This window comes from Ectopseudomonas composti (genome assembly GCF_001567565.1).
Lineage (GTDB): Bacteria > Pseudomonadota > Gammaproteobacteria > Pseudomonadales > Pseudomonadaceae > Aquipseudomonas > Aquipseudomonas composti_A.
On the sequence record NZ_LSSW01000024.1, the window covers coordinates 79,915 to 104,452 of the forward strand.

Genomic DNA, 24,538 nt, shown 5'->3' on the forward strand with positions numbered 1-24,538 from the left:
AGGCCGCGCATGTGCGCGGCCTGCTCGGCTACAGCGGTAAACGCCGCTCAGGCGATCTCTGCCAGCAACTGACGGGCAGCCTTTCTCTGCTCGTCATCGCCGTGGTCGATCACTTCGTTGAGGATGTCGCAAGCGGTGGGAATGTCGCCCTGCCGGATATAGGCCAGGGCCTGATTCAGCTTGGTCATGTGCTCGGGGTCAGTCGCCAGTTGATCGAGATCACCCTGCAGCGCCGCAGTGGCATCGGCATCCCCGGCGAACGCGTCGAGAAAGTTGTCATCGAGCTCATGCGTCTCGTCACTGAGCACCATTTCCATCTCGCCAAAAGCGCTCAATTGCTCATCTTCATGATGCAGTTCGAACACCTCCGGCAGCTCCTGCAGATTGCTGGAGAACGACGCATCGAACTCTGGTTCGGCAGCCGCCTTGGGTTTGGCCTTGATGGCTGTCGGGAACGGGCTGACCAGATCCCAGTCAGCGTCCAGTGACAGGTCGTCGAGATTGAGCTGAAAATCCTGATCGGCCAGCGGTTCTGCCACTGCAGGCTGCGGCGCGACAGGCTCGCTCGACGCCTGCTGGGTGAGCAGCCCTGGATGACGCGCTTTCAGCGCATCGATGCGCGCGCCATCGAAGGCCTCCGCACGCAGCACCGCCTCCTCACGAGCGAAACCAGCGCCATCGCCGAGCATTGCCAGAACTTCCAGCAGACGGAAACGCAAATCACTGCGCTGCGGCGCCTGGGCCAGCGCCTTGTTCAGCTCACCGCGCGCCTCGCTGAGACGGCCGTAGGCGATATAGACGTTGGCGGCCTCGAGTGGATCGACCGGACCTTGTGCGCGCACCGGAGCTGAAGCCGGCACGACCCTGGGTACAGGCGCGGGGGGAGCTGGAGCAGCGACCGCCGCCAGTTGAGGACGAGCCGACGGCTGTGGCGGCTGAGCCTTGGGCTCAACCTGCACCACGGGCTCGGTCTTCTGACCCCGCCGCCGCACCGCCCAGAACAGCGCGCCGAGCAGCAGCAAGAGTCCGATGCCACCGGCCAAAAGCGTCGACCACCAGCCTCGCTCGGCGACAGGCTGGTCAATGCTTACCGGCGCCGCAGCAACCGGCTCGACCGGGGTACGCGCAGCCAGCTCAGCCAACTGAGCGTCCTTCTGCGCCAGTTGCTCCTGCAACTGCTGCAGTTGCAGTTGCAGTTGCGCCAGCCCTTGTTGCAGTTGCAGGTTCTCCGCAGCCTGATTGGCCAGTTCCAGATCGACCTGACGCTGCTTCTCGGCCAGCAGTTCCAGACTGTCACCTTGTGGCGGCGCCGGTTCCACTGCGGCAAGCGGCGCGCTCACAGGCCCTTCGACACTGCCTTGCGCGGCGACAGGTGCAGCTTCGGCATCGACCGCAGCAGCAACAGCGACAGCGGGCTGGGCTGTACTCGCAAGAGCGGCGTCTGGCAGCAAAAGGTCGGCACCAGCCAGCAGGCGACCTGGATCGCCCCCGGCAAAGGCGCTGGGGTTGAGGGCCAGAATGCCCTCCATCAATGCCTGCTGAGACAGCGTGCTGCCCTGCTCGCGCAAACTCGCGGCAATGGACCAAAGGCTATCGCCACGCACGACCGGATGACGATGCCCTGCCGAAGCGCTCGGCGGGGTAACCGCTCTGACCGACGAAACCGCAGCCTGGGTGCGCGGAGCCACTTGCGTGGCAGGCGCGGCACTCGACGCAGCCACTGAGGTGTAAGCAGACGAACCAGGCGGATCGAGCAGGACTGTGTATTCACGCAGCAGTTGGCCGTTGGGACGCGCCACTTCGACGATGAAGTTCAGATACGGCTCACGCACCGGGCGGCTGGAGACCACACGAATCACACTGCGCGAACCTCGCAACAGCGGGGTAAAGCGCAGGTCATTGAGAAAGTAGAAACGCTCGACACCCGAGCGGTTGAATACCTCGGCAGGCGCCAGGCCAACACGCAGTTCCTGCGCACCCAGATCCCCCACCTCGAGCAACTCGATCTCGGCCTCGAAGGGCTGATTCAACGCCGAATGCAGCGTGATCTCGCCCAGACCGAGCGCCGGAGCCATTCCCGAATAGAGAGCGGAGCCCGACGCCAAACCCAACATTAACTGACGCACCCGAGCCATGTGACCTCCAGGGTTATCCGGCTCGAACGCCACCTCCTCGACTTCCTGTCTGAGCTTCCCTTGGCCGGGAGGCTGGCGCCCTTGATAATTTCCGAGAACGGGTGACAAGCTCCTTGTCGAGGCCGCCTTCGATTGCATTATGGCTACTAATTCACAAAGTAGCGGATTGGACGCCAGTTTGCCGACCAAAGCACGATGCCATCAAGCTCGATCAGTCAAAAGTTGGGCACAAAATGCCCCTGATCAAAAGATCACCTGAATTTTGACCGCGACGATGGATTTACTTCATCAGATTGCCGAGCACTCGCGCATGAACCTGCTGGCAGCGGCGCAGGTCATCCTCGTCGATACCGGCGAAGACCTCATGGCGAAGCTGGGTGGAAATGGCCTCGATCTTTTCGATCAGCGGCTGCGCCTTGGGCTGTAGCGCGATCTTCTTGGCGCGACGATCTTCTGGCACCGCCACGCGGATCACCAGCTCCTGACCTTCCAGACTGTCGAGCAGACGCGCCAGGGTCGGCCCCTCTACCCCGACGCTCTGCGCCAGTTCGCGCTGGGTCGGCATTTCAGTGAAGCGCGCCAGGTGCAGCAGCACCAGCCAGCGAGCCTGAGACAGGCCAAGGCCAACCAGGCGTCGGTCGAGTTCGGAACGCCAGGCGCGCGAAAGCTGGGCAACCTGCATGGCAAAACGGTGTTGATCGGGGTAAGACATGGGCAAGCGGGCTCATATAAAGGTCAAAAACTAATTATTAGCCAGCTAGCCATAACCCGGTGCATAGGGCAAGCGCAGATTGCGTCGTGAGCGTTGCAGAATGCGACTGGCTGCCCGCGGCGCTCCTGCTCGTCAGGCTGCCACCTTGTTGCGGCCAAAGGCTTTGGCCTCGTACAGCGCACGGTCAGCCTGCTCATAGAGCAGGTTCAATTCGGGCTGGCCGTCAGGGCTCAGCCAGGCCACACCGATCGACATGGTCAGCACCGCTGCGCTGTCGGAGCCGCGATGGGCGATAGCGGCCTGCTCCAAGGACTGGCGCAACACTTCGGCACGTTGCTTGGCCTCATCGGCGCCGATGTCGAACAGCAGCAACGCGAACTCTTCACCACCGAGGCGTACCCCGATGTCCAGCGGCCGCCGCGCAGACTGTTCGATCAGCGCCCCGACACGCTGCAAGGCGACGTCACCGGCCTGGTGGCCGTAACAGTCGTTGTACGCCTTGAAGTGATCGATATCGCATAACAGCAGCGCCAGTGACTTGCCGTCACGCTGCGCCTGCCGCCACAAACGCTCGAACTGCCTATTGAAACTGCGGCGGTTGTGCAGCCCGGTGAGGCTGTCGTGGTAGGCCAGCAGGCGCATCAGCCTGCTGACCAGGAAATGCTCGCGCGACTTGTACTCCAGCAGGTAACAGCCGACCGCACCGATCAGGTTGCCGAACCCGAGAAACAACACGTTGTTGATCAGCCTCGGCAAGGGCAGACCGGCGAACCATTCCGCTGCGACATACGCCAGCAGGATCACCAGCGAACAAGCCAGGGCCTGGCTCAGGCGCAGGCCTACCAGAAAGTAGGCGGCCATGCTCACCAGCAGCAGGCCTTCGTAGGGATAGCCGGGGGCAACGCGATGAGCGATGCCGACGATCAACGCAGCCCCCACCCCCAACACAAGGATGCAAGCCATGCTCAGCGGCAACAGCAGATGAGTGTGCCGGCGCTGCAGGATCAGCGCCGCGCATACCAGCAAGGTGAGCAACACCAGTGCGCGTATCGCAATGACCCAGCCCAGGTGCGACGCCGGCACCACCAGCATGTCGAGCGCAGCCAAGGCTAGCCAGATGACCGTCGCGACACTCAGCGCGATGCGCTTGAGGTCGAAACTGTCCTCCAGCATATGGGCACGGTACTCGCGCTCAAGTGCCTGGGAAAAACGCAGTCTGCGAAAACCCAAGCTCAGCTGGTCAGCGTAAGGACTCGGACGAACCTCATCGAGCCATGCGTGATGGTTAGGCACCGTAACCTCGTTCAATGGCGATCTGCCACACACCTTAGCTGCGTCAGCGAGTTGCCGCCAGAATCATGCCGGCCAACGACCTGCATACGGCCTGCCGGGCCTATATTTCGAATTCGGCCTGCAGCGCTGCACGTACGCAGTAAAGCACGCTCTCTTCGACGCGCCCGGCGAACAGTGGCGCGACTTCACTGACCGCCGGCAGCTCGCCCTCGCCATCGAGGAAGGCTTCCTGAATCTCGCCCAGCAGCGCCTCCGGCAGATCCAGCGCCTGCTCCAACGTTAGTTGCTGCTGGGCAATTGCCTCGGCCAACAGGCTGTAGACGTTCTTCTCGCTACAACCCAGTTGCCCGGCAATCTGTGCCGGCGTCATCCCGGCGCGGGCCAGGCTGACCAGTTCGTGGCGCAAATCGGCCACCGGCGCCGGCGCCTCGTTGCTGGCGCTGCCATTGAGCACTTCCAGGAAAGCCTGGCCATAACGCTCCAGCTTGCGCGCACCGACACCACTGACCTCGGCCATCTCGCTCAGCGAGCTGGGCTGGCTGCGCAGCATCTCCAGCAGCGTGGCGTCGGGGAAGATCACGTAAGGCGGCACGCTGTGCTCCTCGGCGAGCTTGCGACGCAGGGCGCGCAGCGCTTCCCACATTTCCCGCTCGTGGCCACGAACCAACTGGCTGGCCGCGCTACTGGAGGCCTTGGCCGCCTGCGCCGGTTTCGGTTCACGGCGCAGTTGCAGGCTGACTTCACCACGCAGCAAGGGCCTGCAGCTCTCGTCCAGGCGCAGCCCCCCGAACCCCTCCAGGTCGACATCGGCCAGGCCGCGAGCGACCAACTGGCGGAACAGCGTGCGCCACTCGACCTCGGAAAACCCCTTGCCCACGCCGAACACCGCCAGGTGCTGGTGGCCGGACGCACGGATCTTCTCGTTGTCACGTCCCAGCAGAATGTCCACCAGATGGCCGACGCCGTAACGCTGGCCACTGCGATAGACGGCCGACAGCGCCTGGCGCGCCGGCTCGGTGGCATCCCAGGTCTCGACGCCATCGATGCAGTTGTCGCAATGCCCGCAAGGCTGGGGCAGCTCCTCGTCGAAATAGGCCAGCAGCGCCTGGCGACGGCAGCGGGTTTCTTCGCAGAGGGCGAGCATGGCGTCGAGCTTGTGCTGCTCGATGCGTTTGTGGCGCTCATCGCCTTCGGAGTTGTTGAGCATCTGCTTGAGGAAGATCACGTCTTGCAGGCCGTAGGCCATCCAGGCATCGGCCGGCAAGCCGTCACGACCGGCGCGCCCGGTTTCCTGGTAGTAGGCCTCCAGCGACTTGGGCAGATCCAGGTGGCAGACGAAGCGCACGTTGGGTTTGTCGATACCCATGCCGAAGGCGATGGTCGCCACCATGATCAGGCCTTCCTCGTTGAGAAAGCGCTTCTGGTGATAGGCACGCAGTTCGTTGGGCAGGCCAGCGTGATAAGGCAGGGCCGGGAAACCCTGACTGCTGAGGAAGTCGGCGACCTCCTCGACCTTCTTGCGCGACAGGCAATAGACGATGCCAGCATCGCCCTTGCGCGCGGCGAGAAAGCCGAGCAGTTGCTTGCGCGGCTGATCCTTGGGCTGGATGCGATAGAAGATGTTCGGGCGGTCGAAGCTCGACAGAAAGCGCTCGGCATTGTCGAGGTGCAGGCGCTGGACGATCTCCTCGCGGGTGCGCTTGTCCGCCGTGGCGGTCAGGGCGATACGTGGCACCGCGGGAAACAGTTCGGCCAGCTGACCGAGCTGCAGGTATTCCGGACGGAAGTCGTGCCCCCACTGCGACACGCAGTGCGCCTCGTCGATGGCGAACAGGGCGATGTCCAGGCCCTGCAGGAAGCTCAGCATGCGTGGCTGCACCAGGCGCTCGGGCGCCAGGTAGAGCATCTTGATCTGTCCACGACGGATGCGCTCGGCGATCTCTCGCTGCTCATCGGCGCTCAGTGTGGAGTTCAGCGCAACGGCCGCCACCCCCAGTTCGTCGAGGGTCGCGACCTGGTCGTCCATCAGCGCGATCAGCGGCGAAACCACCACCGCCAGGCCCTCACGCATCAGCGCCGGCACCTGAAAGCACAGGGACTTGCCGCCGCCGGTGGGCATGAGCACCAGCGCGTCGCCGCCTGCCGCGACACGCTCGATGATCGCGGCCTGGTTGCCGCGAAAGGCGTCGTAGCCGAAAACGTCTTTGAGAATGCGCTGGGCGTGGTCGAGCATGAAGGCCTCCAAATCGAGCCGCGCATTATGCCGCAGGATGAACGACGACAGGGCACCTACCCGTCCAAAGGGCAGCTCTAACGACCGGTCACGGTGTTGAAGCGAGTGCGCAGCACAAGGCTGAACCGCCCTGGCGCGGCCTCCAAGGGGGTGAGCGAAGCGCATCGGAGGCCGATTCATGACTCGCAAGCTGCGCATTATCTCTTGCCTTGGCGCGCAGGCTGCTGCGCCCAGCTTCTCAGGGCGCCCCGAAGCCGCCCAATCGCAGCCTTGAGCGCGCGCCGCGCTGGCCGCAGGGGCAGCGGTGGACTAGAATCCACCCTCGTTTATCCCTAAGCCTCAAGGTAACCCCACGATGTCCTTCGCTGAGCAACTGTCCCGCCTGCAAGCCTTTCTCGATGCCGATGAGCTGCACGAAGAGGCGTTGGACTACGTGGCCGCCCATGGCTACCTGACCGCCCTGGCCATCTGCCCGGTTCAAGTACCGGAGCGTGAGTGGATCGATGCACTGTTCGCCGAGCCGCCGCACTACCGCAGCGACGCCGAACGCGAAGAGATCGAGAACACGCTAGTCCACCTGAAGGCCCATATCTCCCGACAGCTGGCAGGCGAAGAAGAGCCTGAACTGCCCTGCGACCTGGACCTTGGTGAAGAGCCTGACGACTCCGACCTGCGCGGCTGGTGCATCGGTTTCATGGAAGGCGTGTTCCTGCGCGAGGCGGTGTGGTTCGAAGACGCCGAAGACGAAGTCAGCGAGCTGCTGCTGCCGATCATGGTCGGCTCCGGCCTGTTCGACGAGCAGCAGGAATTCGCCGAAATCGCCCGCGACCACGATCTGGTCGACAGCATGATCGAGCAAATTCCCGAGCTGCTCACCGCCCTCTTCCTGCTCTGCCAGGCTCCGGAAGAAAAGCCCGCCCTGCTCAAGCCGCGCCACTGACCCAGCCATTCGCTCATGCCCCACGAAATCCGCGAGAGCCGTCATCGCAGCGTACGTTATGCGCTGCTGGCTCTCGGCTGGCTGAGCGTCGCGCTGGGCGTGATCGGCATCTTCCTGCCGGTACTGCCGACCACCCCTTTCCTGCTGCTGGCCGCCGCCTGTTTCGTCAGAAGCTCGCGGCGTTTCTATTTGTGGCTGGTGATGCATCCACAGCTTGGCCCATGGATTCGTGACTACCTGGATGGCCAGGGCATTCCGCGCAAAGCCAAGGTCTATGCCCTGAGCCTGATGTGGGCAAGCATTGCCTTCTCCTGCTACCTGGTGCCCATGTTCTGGGCCCGCACCTTCATGCTGACCAGCGCCGTCCTGGTCAGCATCTACATCCTGCGCCAGAAGACGTTGCCCAATCCCTGAGGCCTGCGTAAGTGGCGGCCTCCGGCTTGCACACGGCCGCCCGTGGCAGGCACTTCGACAACCTTTTGACAGCGCCCTCCACTGCAGCGCTACGCCCGGCAAAAAGCCGACACCTCGCCTAGACTCTGCGGACAAGGTCTGGAGGCAACGATCCCATGCGACGGCGGCGTATTCAGGGAGGGCGGTGGCATCTGTCGATCCTCTGGATCGGCGGCCTGTTGCTGGCTGGCCTGGCGCTGGGCAACTGGGACTTCACGCTCATCCTGAAGAACGCCGAAAGCCGCTATGGCGAACTCGGCCCGGCGCGCAAACGCATCCTCGACTGGGAAGAGCTGATCAAGACCAGCAGCGCGCTGGCCGAAACCGACAAGCTCAATGAGGTCAACCGCTTCTTCAACCGCACCGTGCGCTTCGTCGACGATACCCGGCTGTGGCGTGAGAACGACTACTGGGCCACGCCAGTAGAAATGCTGGTCAAAGGCGCCGGCGATTGCGAGGACTACTCCATCGCCAAGTACTTCACCCTGCGCCGCCTCGGCATTCCCAGCGAGAAGCTGCGCATCACCTACGTCAAGGCACTGAACTACAACCAGGCGCACATGGTGCTGACCTATTACTCCAGCCCCAGCGCCGAGCCCTTGGTGCTGGACAACCTGATCAACGACATTCGCCCCGCCTCGCAGCGCCAGGACTTGTTGCCGGTCTACGCCTTCAACGCCGAAGGCCTCTATCTGCCGGGTTCGAATGCCCGCAAGAGCGACTCCAAGAAGCTCTCGCGCTGGCAGGACATCCTGAAAAAAATGCACGCCGAAGGTTTCGCCGTGGGCGAAGGCTAGGAGAAGACACATGTCACTATTGAAACAACTGTTCCTCGCCATCTGCCTGTTTCTGGTCGTCGCCTTTACCGGCAGTTTCGTGGCCAGCGTCGAGACCTCTCGCGAGCAGTTGCTCAGCCAGCTGCGCTCGCATGCCCAGGACGCCGCTACGGCACTGGGCCTGTCGATGACGCCTCACGTGGACGACCCGGCCATGCTCGAGCTGATGGTCAGTTCGATCTTCGACAGCGGCTATTTCGCCAGCATCCGAGTGGTCAGCATTCCCGACGACAAGGTCCTCGTCGAACGCCGCACCGAGGTGCGAGCGGAAAATGTCCCACAGTGGTTCGTCGACCTGGTGAGCCTCGAGCCCGAAGGAGGCGATGCACTGATCATGCGTGGCTGGGAACAGGCTGCGCGGGTCGAAGTGCTCAGCCACCCGCAATTCGCCCTGGCCAGGCTATGGGACGGCGCCATCGGCAGCCTGCTCTGGCTGCTGCTTTGTGGCCTGGTCAGCGCGGTGCTCGGTGGCTGGCTGCTGCGCACGCAACTGCGCCCGCTCGACAACATGGTGCAGCAGGCCCAGGCCATCACCCGCCGCGAATTCCTCACCCTGCCCCGCGTGCCACGCACACCGGAACTCAAGCGCGTGGTACTGGCCATGAATCAGATGGTCGACAAACTGAAGACGCTGTTCGCCGAAGAAGCGGCGCGCAGCGAGAAATTGCGTGCAGAGGCCTATCAGGACAGCCTCACCGGCCTGGCCAACCGCCGCCAGTTCGACATTCGCCTGAGCAATCAATTGCTGGTCAACGAACAGAACGCAGAAGGCTACCTGCTGCTGCTGCGTGTCAACGATCTCGCGGGTCTCAACCAGCGCCTGGGGGGGCAACGCACAGACGCCCTGATCGAGGCACTGGGCGAGCAACTGCGCAACCTGCTGGGCGGCCCGGGGCGCAGCAAGTGGCTGGCCTCGCGCAACCGTGGCGGCGAATTCACCCTGCTCGCCCCAGGACTGAGCGGCGACGATGCTGACCACCTGGCAAACGAGATCAGCGATGCGCTGCAGAGCCTGAAACAGACCGGAGCCAGTGATTGCGAGCCAGTCGCGCACCTGGGCATTGCCGCCTTTCGCCCCGGCGAGCAGGCCACTGCCGTCATCGGCCGGGCCGACCAGGCCCTGGCCCAGGCGCAAAGCCATACGGACAAATGCTGGGCACGCCTGGACGACTTCGCGGCCCAGAGCAATGAGGGCCTGCACGACTGGCGTGGCTGGATCGACAACGCACTGAACCAGGGCAAGCTGCAACTGTATTTCCAGCCGGTGGCCGAATGCGACGGGGGCACGGTGATGCAGCACAAGGTGCTGGCACGCCTGCTCGACCCACAAGGTGAAGCCATCACCGCCGGCCGCTTCCTGCCCTGGATCGAGCGCCTGGGCTGGTCGGCGCGCTTCGACCTGGCGATGCTCGAACACAGCCTGGAGCATCTGGCGCGACATCCTCGGCCGTTGGCCCTGAGCCTGTCTGCCGCCACGCTACGTAACGCCAAGGACAAGGCCCGCCTGCTGGAAGTCCTCGGGCGTCATACCGAGCTGGCACACCTGATGACGCTGGAGATCGACGAACACTATCTGCCGCCCCCAGCAGAGCTGGAAGACTTGAGTCAGAGCATTCGGGAGCTTGGCTTCAACCTGGGCCTGCAGCACTTCGGTGGTCGCTTCAGCCTGATCGGCAACCTGACGCACCTGGGCCTGGCCTATCTAAAGATCGACGGCACCTACATCCGCGCCATCGACCAGGAAAGCGACAAGCGACTGTTCATCGAAGCGATCTATCGCGCAACCAACAGCATCGACCTGCCACTGATCGCCGAGATGGTGGAAACGCAGGGAGAACTCGCAGTACTGGCAGAGCTTGGCATCCACGGGGCCATGGGCCGACTGATCGGCGCCCCTACGCCCTGGAGTGATCGCTAGATAACGGCGCCCCGATCAGACGCAACGGCATGGCCCTTTTGCGCTGCGGGCCAGGCGATGCAGCGCCGGAAATCAGACCAGATGGTGCTCGTCGTCGCCGAGCAGGCCGCTAAGCCCTTCGATCTCGGCACGAGCAATCGCGCGCTGATCGAGCTTCTGCCGCGCCGCTTCAGGCAAATCGGTGTAACGGATGACGCCACGCTCCACCAGCACGCTGACGACGTCTTCGAGTACCCGCACCAACTCCAGGTCCGACTGTTTCAGGCCATCCAGGCGGGCCTTGACCTCTTCCCTGGCCGTCAGCCAGTTGTGCAGTTCCTCGCTTTCGACTGCCAGGTTTTCCGTCATGCCCTCGAAGGGTTCGTACTCGACTCGCAGCAAACGCCCGGCGGCGTCACGCTGTACATAGACCATGCCTGCTCTCTCCTGGCCAAAAAAAACCCGCTACCTGAGAAGGTAGCGGGTCGATCATATAAGTGAAGGTCAGACGGTATCTACATTTAACGTACCGTCGTTGAGCATGGCCAGTATCACGCTGCCGGTATTGCCCCCGGCACCGTACCCACCCACGTTGCTGTCACCCAGCAGGTTGACGTCCTGCAACACGATGGTCTGATCGGGGCTGCTGAAATCGCCCGTGCCCATGGCACTGACCTTGATCGTGGTATCCCACGCACTATTTCCCACCCCAGATAGCTGACTGGAGGTGATCTGCAGGTAGTTGAGCAGGTTGCCAACATCGCCGGCGGAGCCATGCTCACCAACCAGCAGATCGGCGAGATCCAGGCGATCACCGTTGCTCGAGCCATTGAAGTTGCGCACGAAGTTGAGCACCGTATCGACACCACCATCGGCATCGCCATTGAGCCAGACGAAGGTGTCCTGACCACTGCTGTTGTTCGCCGATCCACCGCTCAGGATGTCGTTACCACGACCGCCGATCAGCACATCGTTGCCGCCGCCCCCATACAGTGTGTCATTGCCTAACAGGCCGCTGAGCACGTTGTCCTGATTGCCGCCGATGAGGTGATCGTTGAAGTTCGAACCGATCAGGTTTTCGATGCTGCTTAGGTTGTCGCCGGAGGCGCCTCCGCCAACGTTTCCGCCACTGGCATTACCCGAGTTGCTCAGCGTGATCTGCACGCCCGAACCGGCATCCAGGTAACTGGCGGTATCGTTGCCTTCGCCGCCATCGAGGACATCGCCCCCCGCACCACCGACCAGCAGGTCGTCGCCGTAACCACCTTCGAGCTCGTCGTTACCACCACGCCCGATCAGGATGTCGTCGCCGTCCCCGCCTTTGAGGCTGTCTTTGCTTGCGTCGCGGCCGATCAGGATTTCGTTCTGGTAGGTGCCGTTGATGGTACCCGAGTCATAGGTCACGCTGACCCAGGCATCATCGCTACTGCTGCCGGCGTTGGCCGTGTAACTGAAACCACCACCACTGACTCCGGTATCGTTGAAGGTCAGATTTTCCCCGGCCTGAGCAATCAGCGACAGGCCGGCAATGGTCGCCAGGGAGATGCTGCCAAAACTGGGGCGGGCACCGTACGGGCCGGTATCGTTGACCAACAGCGCCCATTTGGGAATCCAGACCTGGCTGGAGTCGTTGGTCAGCACCGTATCGTCGCGCGCGACCAGAGTCTGAAGCCGCAGATCGACACTCAGGTCGAGGCTCGAACCGGATCTGTCACCGTCGTTGTCCTGCAGGACGAAGTCGATGCTCTCGCTGACCAAGCCAGCACTCACTGGCGGCGTATAGACGAACGCTCCGCTGTCCATGTCCACGCGAATGCGACCGCCCAGATCGGTGATCACCTGCAACTCGTTGCTCGAGGTGTCGAAGCTCCAGGTGTTGGCTCCCGGTCCCGCGCTGATCGAGCCGCCAGCCGACGGGTCGTAGGTGTAAACGGTATCGTTGACGGTGATGGACAGCACGAAGCCGCCATCGGCGCCGAAGGTCGAGACACCGGATGGCTCGGCCAGGTTACCGACTATGGGTTGTGCCGTCGCGGTAGCCCCCAGCACCGCGCCAAGCTGACTCATATCGGTGATCAGTACACCGTTGTCGTCGCTGCCGGAGCCAGTACCGTCATAGGCCACCTGATTCAACGCCGCCAGGGTCGATCCCCCGAAGCCCAGAGCGTAGGAGCGGATATCCTGGGTGTTGAGGAAGTTCTCCCATGCTTGCCGCTCGGTGGTGGACAGATCACGGTTGGACGGGTCCGGGTTGCCATCGGAGAGGAAGTAGGAAACGTTCTGCGCACCGCCAAGTGCACCATCCTTGACGAAGCTGGTCTGGGCCTGGGCCACCGCCGAATCGTAGTAAGTGCCACCACCGGCAGTCAGATCCAGAATCGCCGCCTTGGCTTCCTGGAAGTCCACCCAGACCTTCTGCTCATAGCCACCGGCTGCGAAGGTCACCAGGGTGATCTTCACCTCGCCCAGAGCCTCGTAGCGTTCGATCAACTCGATGGCTGCCAGTTTCACCGCCTCCAGACGGTTCAGGCCATCGAAGCCGGCACCGGAGGTCATGCTGCCTGACACATCGAGAATCAGCATCAGGTTGGTATCCACTCCGCCGGAGACCTGCCCCGTGAGAGTCTGCGGTTGGGCAACCGGCATGTCGTCCTCGATGGCGATCTGGAAGTCACGCACCAGCGGCACACTGCCAGAGCCGTTGCTGGCCGTGATAAAGCCGCTCAGATCAAGCACCATCACCTGCTCATCGTCGCCACCGGCAGGGTGATCGACTGGCCCCAGCAGGTTGAGCTCATACTGGCCGTTGCTCTGCAGGGTAAAGGTGAACACTGGGTTACCCGCCCCGGCGCTGGCGACCAGCATGTTGCCCTGAACGCTGAAGGTCACCGGTACGCCATTGGAAGTCAGCCCTGCGATTGCTCCCCCGCTTAGCCCAAAGCTGACGCCGGCACTATCGGCAACCACTCCGGACAGGTCGCCTGTTGCCTGGGTGACCGCAGGCCCGTCGTTGGCCAGGCCATTGGGGCTCAGCGCGTCCTCATGCACCAGGTTCGCAGTAAGCGGGCTGGTATCGAGCACACAGATGTTCAGATTGGCGCTGGAGCTGTCACCGTCACCATCGACGATGGTGTAGGTAAATTGCTCCAGACTGTCGGCAGAGACGTTCAGCGGCGGCGTGTAGCTGTAGCTGCCATCGGCCCTGACCACCAGACTGCCGCCCAATGGGGTGACGATCACCCCGGTGGTGCCAGCCTGGACGTAGTAGGTCACCGTGTTGCCACTGATCGCGTCGGCCGGGTTGCTGCCACTCTGGTATGGGCTGACATCACTGACCACGAAACTGATCTGGGTCACCAGCACGGGTTCGTCGCTGCTCAGGTGATCCACGCCACTCACCGGATCGACATCGCTGACGACGTTGCCGGTCACCGGCGTCGGTACCGTAGCCTGCAAGGTTGCGTTGAGGTCGGTCGCAGAGTTCACCAGAGTCGGCGCCTCGTCATTATCCTCGACCTGCTGCAGCGCGTTGATCGCCGCCGCGTTGCCCGAGACATCCAGACCTACGGCAAAAACCTCGACGTCGTTGGTATTGACGAATGTCTCCCAGCCCGCAGGCACACCCCCTTCGTTGGGTTCGCCATCGGAAAGGAAGTAAACCCGGTGCTCGTAACCCGCCAAACTCGGGCTAGTGATATTGCTGCTGAGATGACTCTGCGCCAGAGTCAATGCATCGTTGTAGTCGGTGCCGCCGCCACCTCCCAGGCCCTGAATGGTGCTGATGACGCTGTCGACATCGGACGCGTTAGTCACCACCAGTTGAGCGTTGGATTCGAAGTCGATCACCGAGATATTGAGTGGGACGCCCAGGCTTTCGTAGCTCTGCAGCATGTTGACCAAGGCAGCCTTGGCCAGAGCCAGCCGATTGGACGACGGCGGCACCATGCTGCCGGAGGTGTCGATCACCAGAACCAGGTTGAAGGGCGGCGCATTGGTTTCGCTGACGCAGATCGAGTTGTCCTGGGCCTGGGGGCCATCGTCCTCGATCACGAACACGCCCTGCCCCAGATTGAGGCCAACGCTATGGCTGTCGCCGTCGCCATCAGTCACCGTCTGCACCAGTTGTAGCGCGTCGGCATTGGCCAGCGTCAGCGTCGCACTGTCGTCGGCATCACTCGCATCGGCATGCCAGATGTTCTTCACCTGGGTGAATTTGAGCTCGCCGTTGCTGCCCACCTGCTCGATGCTGAAATAGGTGTCGCCGCTGATCGCGCCGACCCCTACTACTACTCCCGGTGACAGCTGATCGAGCACAATGGCCTCGCCACGACCGAAACCATCACCGTCCGTTGCCGAGCGGTCGGATGGATCCAGACCAAACAAGCCAGTCGCGACATCCGTGCCGGTCAACTCCAGGCTGTAGGTGATCGCGCCGGGCCCGTCGGAGCCATAAACCGCGTTGCTGGTGTCGAAATTGGCGGTGAAATCAACCGTCACCGAGTCATCACCAAAAGCCGCATGGCTACCGCCGATATCCGTACCCACCGGCCGCGTTTCGTCAAGAATGGCCAGAGGAACAGCGACATTGGACATCAGAGCAGCCGTCGGGCCGTCGTCCTGGAACGAGAAGTAGGATGTCTCGTCGTTCACCAGATCGATCTCACCAGTCTTGGTTACGCTGTCGTCGTCGCCGTCTACAAGCGTCACCTCGTACTGCAGTTTCAGCGCCCCGTCTCCTTGCAGCAACAGATCCACGGCCTCATCGAAACGCTGGTCGTTGTCCGGGTGCTTGATGGCCTCAAACAAGGTGGTCTGCAACTGAGGCTTACCATCGACGGTCACGATGGCGATGCTGAAGACCGTGTTATCCGCTGTATCGATGCCCAGTACGGTTGAGCTGTCGTCTGGATCGATAATCAGCTTGATGGCCCCCCCTTCGGTTGCCAGCAGATTGGTAGCCAAGCCTTCTTCCGGAATCCCGGCGAAGCTCAGTACCGCGCTCTGCGACGCCGCGCCGTCCGCCCCAGCGCTAGCCGTCACGCCGAACAACGCTGCCAGGCCACCAACCACTTGAGTGGTGAACTGCGCCAGCGCGGGCGGCACATCATCGTTGCTGTAATCCTGAGAGGTATCGTCATTGTCGGCGTATTGGTCAACCGCTCCACGGGTTTCGTCCAGAGTGGCCTGCAATTGCCCGAGCCCCTGCTGATCGACATCCACGCACAGCGTCGGCACATCGTCTTCGACATTAATCACGAACAGACCCTTGGTACCAGCCGGTATCTGGACGGGATCCTCGTCACCGTCGGTAGCCGTCAACAGGGCAGTGAAGTCAATGCCCGTAACGCCACCACTCGCCCAGAGCTCGGAGTCGTTGCCGTCCGCTTGTGGATGGTCCAGCGGCCCCTGCAGTTCGAAGCTGAAGTCACCGTTGGCATGAATGACCAGGGTGAACACCTCATACCCTGCGCCGGCCGTTGCCGTGAGCGTCGTGCTAACCACCTCGCCATCGACGACTTGCTCGCTGACGACATAGGTCAACGGCTCACCACCCGAAGTAAGGCCCTGATCGTTCAGCAGCATCGCGGCGGTATCGGTGTCGACCAAGCCGAAGCTGCCGGGGCCATCGGCACCGAAGGCAACCAGGGAGGTCAGACTGGCGGCACCAAGAGCGGTGCTCACCACCAGCGTCTGGCTGCCCGCATCCGGGTTGCCTGGGTGAGGGTCGCTCAGCAAGTCTTCATGCACCGTGCCTCCCACCGGTGCCTTCGCGGTCCAGGTGGCCTGGATATTCACGTCGTTGTAGTCGTTGTCGCCACCAGCGTTGACGTCTTCCCAGTTCTGGTTACCGGGCGCGCCATTGTCCTGAACATGCTCCATGGCGCTGGGATTTAAGGTCGGGTCATCGAACACCACGTTGGCTCCACCGGCGCCGTCGAGTGCGGTATCGCCAACGAAGGCCTGCCACTGACCGTCGACCAACTGGAAGGTCACGTCGGTGCCGTCAGCGACACCATTAGCGCCCCCATTGGGAATGATGAAGAACCCTACGGAATCCGGATCCAGGCCGTGCAGGGTGATGAACTCGCCAACGCTCAGCAAGGTGGTATTGCCCCAGACGACCTGGCCACTGACCGGCTGTCCGCCATCCCCCTTGATGTAATAGCCGTAGCTGTTGGCGTACGAGGCATCGCCGCCCTGGTAAGTCAGCGTCAGGCAATGTTCCGGGCCCACATCAGCGAGTATCGGGGTGTCGTCATCGACCACCACTTTCACCATGCCGCTGGCAACATCGTTGTCACCATCCTTGACGGTGAAGCCTAGCTTGAGGAGCAACTCGTCCTCGGTACCCGCAACCTTGTGGTCCAGCGGCGCTTTCAGAGTAAAGGTGTAATCCTGATTGTTGGCCGCGACCTGCAAGGTGAAAACGGTAACCTTGCCCGAGTCCGTCATGTAGTAGCCTTCGAGCGTACCGCCCTCACCACCCGCTCCGGGTTGCCAGTCCAGCATCACCGCATGCCCGCCAGAAGTGACTGGCTGCCCGGAAATGGTCTTGGCTGCACCTTCGTTGAAGCTCAGGCTCTTCAGGCCATCGGAGCCAGCATCGATACCCAGGCTACCGGTGTCTGCAACGTCATAGCCGGAATCGCCCGGGCCGCCATCGTTGGCATCGGGCAGTGGCAATGCACCCTGTGCCGCCGCGCCATCCTCATCGACGTACACCGTGCTGTAATGATCGACTGACGGACCATCGTCTTCGAAGCCGATCACCTTGCCCAGGTCGACACGGTCTGAGCGATCGTAGTCGCCGTCCTTGTCGTAGACCGTGACCTTCACACCCAGCACGCCCGAGGCCAGGCTTTTCAAGCTGTCATGGTCGTTACCGTCGTAACCATGATTGATCGCTTCGTACTGCCACAGCTGGATATCGCCATCCTGCTCGTCGATACGAATACGGAATACGACGTCACCTTTGCTGTCGATGCCGACGACATCGTCACCGTATGCCCACAACTTGATGGCGCCGCCGTCAGTAGCGTAGAGCCCGGAGAAGGCGCCATTGCTGAAGCTGAATTCGAAGCTGCGGCGGCTGGTATCTTCGCCATCCGAGCCGCCATCGACCTGCAGTTTGAACAGGTCCTCGCCTTTCACTCGCGCATAGCCGATCACATGGTCAGGTTGACCAGCCTCGTCGTTGGGCTTGGTATAGCCTTTCTCGTCCTTGCCCGAACCATCGGTACCGACCGACTCATCGGCCACCACCTTGACCCATTTCTGCAATTCGAAGCAGGTGACTTTCGGGCCATCGTCTTCGAAGCCGATCACCTTGCCCAGGTCGACTCGGTCCGAGCGATCATAGTCGCCGTCTTTGTCATAGACCGTGACCTTCACGCCCAATGCGCCTGACTTCAACGTGAGCAGGCTGTCATGGTCATTGCCGTCGTTACCGTGGTTGATGGCCTCGTATTGCCACAGCTGAATATCGCCGCTCTGTTCATCGATGCGGATGCGGAACACCACATCGCCGTCCGCATCGCGGCCAATCACATCATCACCGTCGGCATACAGCTTGATGATGCCGCCATCGGTAGCGAACAGCCCGGACCAGGCGCCACTACTGAAACTGAACTCGAAGCTGCGCTTGCTGGTGTTCTCGCCATCGGATCCGGCATCGACCTGCAACTTGAACAGGTCCTCGCCCTTGACCTTGGCATAGCCGATCACGTCAGCCCCATGCCCCCACTCGTCCGCAGGCCAGGCGTGACCGCCCAGTTCATCTTTCAACGAGCCTCCGAGGCCAACCGACTCATCGGCCACCACCTTGACCCATTTCTGCAATTCGAAGCAGGTGACTTTCGGACCGTCGTCCTCGAAACCGACCACCTTGCCCAGATCGACGGTTTCACTCGTACTGTCGCCATCACCGTCGTACACCGTAACCTTCACGCCCAGGACATTCTTGGCCAGCGTCTTCAGCGCATCGTGGTCGTTGTGGTCGTACCCGTGGTTGATCGCCTCGTACTGCCAAAGCTCGACGTCGCCGGTTTCCTCATTGATGCTGATACGGAAAACCGTCTGCCCATCGCTGTCTTTGCCGAGCACATCACCGTCGTCACCGGCAAACAGGCTGATTGCGCCGCCATCGGTGGCACTCAGGCCGGAGAAAGTGCCCTCCGTGAAGATGAACTCGAAGGTGCGTCTGCTGGTTTCCTCACCATCCGCGCCGCCATCTACGTGCAGACGGAACAACTCTTCGCCCTTGACCTCGGCATGGCCGATGACACCGGCACCCTGGCCCCACTCATCCATGGGCCAGGCATGGCCGCCAAACTCATCCTTCAATGACCCACCCAGGCCAACCGACTCGTCGGCGACGATTTTGACCCGCTCCAGCTCGAAGCAGAGAATCCGCGGGCCATCGTCCTCGAACTGAATCAGCTGGCCAACACCGACACCCTCACTGACGGCCACGTCGCCGTCACTGTCAGTCACCGTCACCACCGCCTGGATCAGGTTGACCGACTCGCCTTCCCCGCCATCGAGTAGCAGGCTGATGGCCTCGTCATGGCTGCTTCCACCAATCGGGTGCTGCAGCGACAGGTACTGGGCCAGGCTCAGCACGCCAGAGCTTGGGTCGATCATCACCGCGAATGCAGCATCGCCGTCAGCGTCACCCACCCGTCCGACGATGAGGTCGCCCTCCTTGAACAGGTAGATGCTTTCTCCAAGGGTCGTTTTGAGCCCGGAGTCGATGCCGTCGCCACCGGTGATGGCCAGGCTGATGACCGTGCTGGCTGCGGCATGATTGTCCGCGCCGTAGCTGCTACCGGCCGTGCTGACCACAGCCTCTGTACTTCTCGACCAGCCCATCGCGCTGCCGAGTGCGGCAAATGCCCCCGGCAGCTCTCCCAGAGGTCTGTCACTGTCCTGCAGACCCGCGGTCTCGTCGTGTGACACACCTTCGGACTGCTCATTGAGCGAGAGCATCGCCACCGGGCTGTCGTCATCGATCAGGATACTCAGGCTACCCGTCGCAGGTGTGCCATTGCCGTCGGTGATGGTGTAGTTGAACAGGTAGAGGATGTCGTTCTCGTCACTGCCGCCCTCTGGCGCTGCATGGTCCAGCGTCGCCAACAACTCGAACTGATAAGTGCCTGTCGCCAGATTGGTGACCTGGGCGACGAAAACCACGGTTTCCCCCGCGTAGGCAGTGAGCGTCAGGCCATCAGCACTTACGCTGTAAGTCAGTGCTACCCCGGCTGAAGTGACGCCAAGAGCAGCGAGACCAACAGTTGACCAGGTAAAGGTACCGGGCCCATCTGGGCCGAAGTCATAACCCAGTGTTCCGGTTACCAGCGTGGCCTCACCATCCAGGTCATTCACGCCGCCAACGATACCGTCGGGCAAGCCTTCTTCATCCACCTGATTGGACGCAGTGCCACCGGTGGGGATGCCATCGACTGCAGGTTCGGCCAGCGCGATGGGCTCAGCCTCGGGAAATTCAGGGCCGCTGTTGAGGCCCTCAGTGGGAAAGCCAATGACTGGATCGAGTGCGCCACCCACTTCGGTCAGCAGCACGAAGGAGTTGCCACCACCGGCACCGCCAGCGCCGCCTGCACCGGCGCCCGGCCCGGCTGCGGTCGCCTCACCCTGCTGAGTCGGGTCATCGCCAGCCTCGATCGCGGCCTGCAAGCGTTCGACATCCGTCAGGTCATCGTCGCTGGGAGACTGCGGCGCCTCGACCACCGGAGCCTGGGATTCACCCCGATATGCAAGCATCTGAGCATCGAGGGTGATGCTGCTATCGCGGCCGAGGGTCAGTTGCTGTCCATTGGCCATGGAGACAGCCACCGCGCCGGTCGCACCGGTCACCAGTTGCTCCCCCGAGTAGACGCGATCGCCCTCGCTGACAGGCCGGCGCGATCCATCGCTCGCTACCGCGAAAACCTCGCCGACGACCTGACTGACGATACCGATGAGAGTAGCCATGATTCCATCCTCACTACAGCTGCCGACCACCGCCGACACGTACCTACCGAAAGGGTCAGAACACCTTTTCGAAGCCGGGGAGCGAGCCCTGACAGCTGACTGAAATGGAACGGCGCAAAATCCCAAAAAACGCTACTGACAATAAAATGTCACCACAGCATGCGTCGAACTACTCCATCAGATGATTCCCCGATTTTGATGCCTGACTGCCCACTGCAACTGCGAAGCCCATGAAAAATGAGCACTTGCGCAGCTAACACTTTCAAACAATGTGCTGCTTTTCGCAGACTTCATAAGATTTTTTCCGAATAGGGGTTGTGAAAAAATCATCTTAGGTTTCTCAAAAGTTGTTCTTAGCTCTGATGTTACAAGCCTGAAACGGTTTGACAGATAAAAACGCCATTTTTATGGCGACAGGATAAGAACTTCAGTCAGGAGAAACGCCAATGCGCACCCTATCCCCACTATGGAGCGCCATGCTTTTGGCGACAGTCTGCAGTCAGGCATACGCCATGAACCTCACGGAAGCGATCCAAAGCACGCTGGACAACCATCCAGAGATTCATGCCGCGTCCAACAGCCGCCTGGCATCGGATGAGGACGTGAAATTCGCCAAAGGTGGCTACCTGCCAACCGTCGACCTGCTGGTCGGATACGGCCGGCAGAACACCGATAGCCCCAGCACCCGGGCTCTGGGTGACCACAACACGGAAACCCTCAACTATCGCAACGCGGAGTTGCGCCTGCGGCAGATGCTGTTCGACGGTTTCAACACGCCCAACGAAGTCGCCCGCACCGAGGCCGTGGTCAACTCACGTGCTTACCGCCTGCTGGGCACTTCCGAAAGTCTTGCCCTGCGTACCGTCGAGGTCTATCTGGACGTGCTGATGCGCCGCGAGATGGTTGCCCTGGCGCGCAACAATCTGCAGGCCCACCAACGCATCAACGACCAGATCGGGCTGCGTAGCCGTCAAGGCGTCGGCAGCACTGCGGATCTGGATCAGTCCGAGGCCCGCCTGGCTCTGGCGCAGAACAATCTCTATACCGAAGAGGTCAACCTGGCCGACGCCGAAGCCAACTTCTTCAGCGCGGTCGGGCGCGTGCCGGATCAACTCGAATCCCCCGTGACGATCAAGGGCAACATACCGGACGACCTGCTCGCGGCCCGCCAGACGGTGATGGACAACAACCCCTTCCTGAAGTCAGCGCAGGCTGACGTCAACGCCGCCGAGAAGCAGTACGAAGTCGCCAAGTCGCCCTTCTACCCGCGCTTCGACGTGGAACTGGCCACCTCGGCCGATGACAACGTGCAGGGTGACGAAGGCCACTACAACACCTGGCGAGCTGCGGTGGTGATGAACTACAACCTGTTCAACGGCATGCGCGACAAGGCCCGGCTACAGTCGGCCGCGCACCAGATCAACGAGTCGATGGACATCCGCAATAACGCCCTGCGGGTGCTCAACGAAAACCTCTCGCTGGCCTGGAACGCCATGCAGAACGCACGCCTGCAAACCCCCAAGGCACGTGACTACGCGGACTACACCTCACGGGTTCGCGAGGCCTATCAGCAGCAGTTCAGTCTGGGCCAACGCACCCTGCTCGACCTGCTCGACAGCGAAAACGAACTGTTCACCGCCAACCGCCGCTACACCGAGGTTCGCTACGGCGAGGAGTTCTCGATGTACCGCGTCGTCGCGGCCATGGGTGATCTGCTGCGTCAGCAACAGGTCGTAGTCCCGGCAGAAGCAGTAGCCCTCACTGAAGTGAAGAGCGAAGCCCGCTTGCCGGAAATGAAGTAGTTACGCCCCGAAGGTCCGCGTGAATACGCGGGCCCGACGCGCAGCAAAGGGCTGAACTGACCTGAGGAGTAGTAGACATTGACCACCATGGAACGACCAGAGCCGGCCAGTGATCCACGGCTCAGTCACGACGATCCGTTGTTGGATGGTTTGTTGATCCTCTGCCGGCTGCATGGCTGCTCGGTCAGCCGTGGCAGCCTGACTGCAGGCCTGCCTCTGCCGGCGCAACGTCTGAGCCCTGAGTTGCTGCCGCGCGCCGCGGCGCGAGCGGGGCTGCAGGGCCGCCTGCTACAACGCAACCTGGCCAGCATTTCAGCGCTAAACCTGCCGGTGCTGTTACTACTCAAGGATGGTCGCAGCGCCGTGCTGCGCCAGTGGGGGCCCAAGCAGCAGGCGCAGATCCTGCCTTGTGAGACGGATGGCGGCGAACAGTGGGTCAGCCGTGAACAACTGGCCGCCGAGTACAGTGGCCAGGCCTTCTTCGCCCGCCCACGACACGAACTGGAAGAAGCCCGCACCCCGCTGGTACCGCGCATCGAAGCCTGGTTCCGCGACACCCTGAAGCTGTCGCGCTGGCTGTATGCCGACGCCGTGCTGGCCAGTCTGCTGATCAACCTGCTGGGCCTGATGGTGCCGCTGTTCGTCATGCAGACCTACGACCGCGTGGTGCCCAACCAGGCCACCGCGACGCTCTGGGTCCTGGCCATCGGTCTGTTGATCGGCACCGGCTTCGAGCTGCTGCTCAAGGTGTTGCGCGCCCATCTGCTGGACACAGCCGGCAAGAAGACCGACGTGGTGCTCTCGGCCACCCTGTTCGAGCGCATCACCGGCATGTCGATGAAAGCCAGGCCCGCCACCGTCGGCGGCTTCGCCCAGAGCATCCACGACTTCCAGGGCCTGCGCGACTTCCTCACCGCCGTGACGCTGACCAGTCTGATCGACCTGCCCTTCTCCCTGTTGATGCTGCTGGTGATCGGCCTGATCGGCGGCCCGCTGGTGTTCATCCCGATGCTGGCGTTCCCGCTGACCGCACTGTTCGCCTTCATCATCCAGGCGCGCCTGCGCGACACCGTGCAGAAGAGCCTGCAACTCGGCTCGCAGCGCCAGGCGCTGCTGATCGAGACCCTGGGCGGCCTGGAGATGCTCAAGGCGTGCAGCGCCGAGAGCGAACGTCAACATCAGTGGGAACAGACCCACGGTGCCCTGACCCGCCTGGACGGGCATGCCAAGTTCCTGGCCGCACTGGCCACCAACGGCACGCTGTTCCTGCAACAGTTCGCCGGCATGGCCACCATCGTCGGCGGGGTGTACCTGATCATCGCCGGCAACCTCAGCGTCGGCGCACTGGTAGCCTGCTACATGCTCGGTAGCCGCATTCTCGCGCCACTGGGACAGATCGCCGGGCTGATCACCCGCTATCAGCAGGCGCGCCTGACCATGACCAGCACCGACGCCCTGATGGCCCTGCCCCAGGAGCGCCAGGAAAAGCAGCGCCCACTGGATCGCACCCAACTCAAAGGGACCCTGGAACTGCGCCAGATCAGCTTTACCTACCCTGGGCAAAATGCGCCGGCGCTGAACAACGTCAGCCTGCGTCTCGGCGCCGGTGAACGCCTCGGCATCATCGGCCGTAGCGGTTCGGGCAAGAGCACCCTCGCCCGCCTGTTGATGGCGTTCTACAGCGCGGACGAGGGCCAGATCCTTCTCGACAACCTGGACCTGCGCCAACTGGATGTCGCCGACCTGCGCCACCAGATCGGTTACGTGTCTCACGACCTGCCGCTGCTGGCCGGCAGCCTGCGTGACAACCTGACCCTGGGCGCGCGCTACATCGACGACTCGCGCATGCTCGAAGTAGCGGAGTTGACCGGTGTAGTGGACCTGGCACGGCAACATCCGCAAGGCTTCGACCGCCCGGTGGGCGAGCGCGGCCAACTGCTCTCCGGCGGCCAGCGTCAATCGGTGCTGCTGGCCCGCGCGCTACTGCTCGACCCACCGATTCTGGTGCTCGACGAACCGACCAGCGCCATGGACAACACCAGCGAAGACCTGCTGCGTCAACGCCTGCATTCCCATGTGCAGGGCAAGACCCTGATCATCATCACCCATCGCGCCTCCATGCTCAGCCTGGTAGACCGCCTGGCCGTGCTGGACAACGGCCGCGTCGTGGCCGATGGACCGAAGGAGTCGGTGATCGAAGCTCTGCGCAAGGGCCGTGTCGGCCCGGCCAGCCTGTAGGAGCGATGC

The 24,538-nt window shown here is 62.3% G+C and carries 12 protein-coding genes; 6 read left to right on the forward strand and 6 right to left on the reverse strand.

What is annotated here, in order from left to right; all coding sequences use genetic code 11:
• Positions 1-47 precede the first annotated feature (47 nt).
• The 4 genes from PCLY_RS12420 to recQ form a co-directional block, all read right to left on the reverse strand.
• The gene (locus PCLY_RS12420) at positions 48-2,135 is read right to left on the reverse strand and encodes a FimV/HubP family polar landmark protein (protein WP_463439812.1); all 2,088 of its coding nucleotides are present in this window, start codon (positions 2,133-2,135) and stop codon (positions 48-50) included.
• Positions 2,136-2,415: 280 nt separating this feature from the next.
• On the reverse strand, positions 2,416-2,847 hold the full coding sequence (locus PCLY_RS12425; protein WP_061239745.1) for a MarR family transcriptional regulator: 432 nt from the start codon (positions 2,845-2,847) through the stop codon (positions 2,416-2,418).
• Positions 2,848-2,979: 132 nt separating this feature from the next.
• Positions 2,980-4,140 carry a GGDEF domain-containing protein gene (locus PCLY_RS12430; protein WP_061239749.1) on the reverse strand — a complete coding sequence of 387 codons (1,161 nt, stop codon included), beginning with the start codon at positions 4,138-4,140 and terminating at the stop codon, positions 2,980-2,982.
• A 100-nt stretch (positions 4,141-4,240) separates the two neighbouring features.
• Positions 4,241-6,373 carry a DNA helicase RecQ gene (recQ, locus tag PCLY_RS12435; protein WP_061239752.1) on the reverse strand — a complete coding sequence of 711 codons (2,133 nt, stop codon included), beginning with the start codon at positions 6,371-6,373 and terminating at the stop codon, positions 4,241-4,243.
• A 355-nt stretch (positions 6,374-6,728) separates the two neighbouring features.
• Here recQ and PCLY_RS12440 point away from each other — a divergent pair, with 355 nt between their 5' ends.
• The 4 genes from PCLY_RS12440 (at position 6,729) to lapD (ending at position 10,520) form a co-directional block, all read left to right on the forward strand.
• On the forward strand, positions 6,729-7,313 hold the full coding sequence (locus tag PCLY_RS12440; protein ID WP_061239755.1) for a UPF0149 family protein: 585 nt from the start codon (positions 6,729-6,731) through the stop codon (positions 7,311-7,313).
• A gap of 15 nt (positions 7,314-7,328) precedes the next feature.
• Positions 7,329-7,727: a YbaN family protein gene (locus tag PCLY_RS12445; protein WP_061239757.1), complete on the forward strand. Its 399-nt coding sequence runs from the start codon at positions 7,329-7,331 to the stop codon at positions 7,725-7,727.
• Between the two features lie 155 nt (positions 7,728-7,882).
• Positions 7,883-8,563 carry a cysteine protease LapG gene (gene lapG, locus PCLY_RS12450; protein ID WP_061239760.1) on the forward strand — a complete coding sequence of 227 codons (681 nt, stop codon included), beginning with the start codon at positions 7,883-7,885 and terminating at the stop codon, positions 8,561-8,563.
• 10 nt (positions 8,564-8,573) lie between these two features.
• Positions 8,574-10,520 carry a cyclic di-GMP receptor LapD gene (lapD, locus tag PCLY_RS12455; protein ID WP_061239762.1) on the forward strand — a complete coding sequence of 649 codons (1,947 nt, stop codon included), beginning with the start codon at positions 8,574-8,576 and terminating at the stop codon, positions 10,518-10,520.
• A gap of 72 nt (positions 10,521-10,592) precedes the next feature.
• Here the strand turns inward: lapD and PCLY_RS12460 are convergent, their stop codons facing one another.
• Positions 10,593-10,934, reverse strand: a complete 342-nt coding sequence (locus PCLY_RS12460) for a hypothetical protein (RefSeq protein WP_061239765.1) — start codon at positions 10,932-10,934, stop codon at positions 10,593-10,595.
• 69 nt (positions 10,935-11,003) lie between these two features.
• Complete coding sequence (locus PCLY_RS12465; RefSeq protein WP_061239767.1) at positions 11,004-20,489, reverse strand: retention module-containing protein; 9,486 nt, start codon at positions 20,487-20,489, stop codon at positions 11,004-11,006.
• Between the two features lie 446 nt (positions 20,490-20,935).
• On the opposite strand from PCLY_RS12465, the gene PCLY_RS12470 reads away from it, so the two are divergent.
• Both PCLY_RS12470 and PCLY_RS12475 read left to right on the forward strand, forming a co-directional pair.
• Positions 20,936-22,291, forward strand: a complete 1,356-nt coding sequence (locus PCLY_RS12470; RefSeq protein WP_061239769.1) for a TolC family outer membrane protein — start codon at positions 20,936-20,938, stop codon at positions 22,289-22,291.
• A gap of 87 nt (positions 22,292-22,378) precedes the next feature.
• Entirely contained in the window at positions 22,379-24,529 is a 2,151-nt protein-coding gene (locus PCLY_RS12475; protein WP_156458596.1) for a type I secretion system permease/ATPase, read from the forward strand.
• Positions 24,530-24,538 lie beyond the last annotated feature (9 nt).

Coding starts and splice junctions, on each gene's coding strand:
- PCLY_RS12460 (WP_061239765.1), bottom strand. CDS start 10,934: ATGGTCTATGTACAGCGTGACGCCGCCGGGCGTTTGCTGCGAGTCGAG.
- PCLY_RS12420 (WP_463439812.1), bottom strand. CDS start 2,135: ATGGCTCGGGTGCGTCAGTTAATGTTGGGTTTGGCGTCGGGCTCCGCT.
- lapD (WP_061239762.1), top strand. CDS start 8,574: ATGTCACTATTGAAACAACTGTTCCTCGCCATCTGCCTGTTTCTGGTC.
- PCLY_RS12425 (WP_061239745.1), bottom strand. CDS start 2,847: ATGTCTTACCCCGATCAACACCGTTTTGCCATGCAGGTTGCCCAGCTT.
- PCLY_RS12445 (WP_061239757.1), top strand. CDS start 7,329: ATGCCCCACGAAATCCGCGAGAGCCGTCATCGCAGCGTACGTTATGCG.
- lapG (WP_061239760.1), top strand. CDS start 7,883: ATGCGACGGCGGCGTATTCAGGGAGGGCGGTGGCATCTGTCGATCCTC.
- PCLY_RS12465 (WP_061239767.1), bottom strand. CDS start 20,489: ATGGCTACTCTCATCGGTATCGTCAGTCAGGTCGTCGGCGAGGTTTTC.
- recQ (WP_061239752.1), bottom strand. CDS start 6,373: ATGCTCGACCACGCCCAGCGCATTCTCAAAGACGTTTTCGGCTACGAC.
- PCLY_RS12470 (WP_061239769.1), top strand. CDS start 20,936: ATGCGCACCCTATCCCCACTATGGAGCGCCATGCTTTTGGCGACAGTC.
- PCLY_RS12440 (WP_061239755.1), top strand. CDS start 6,729: ATGTCCTTCGCTGAGCAACTGTCCCGCCTGCAAGCCTTTCTCGATGCC.
- PCLY_RS12475 (WP_156458596.1), top strand. CDS start 22,379: ATGGAACGACCAGAGCCGGCCAGTGATCCACGGCTCAGTCACGACGAT.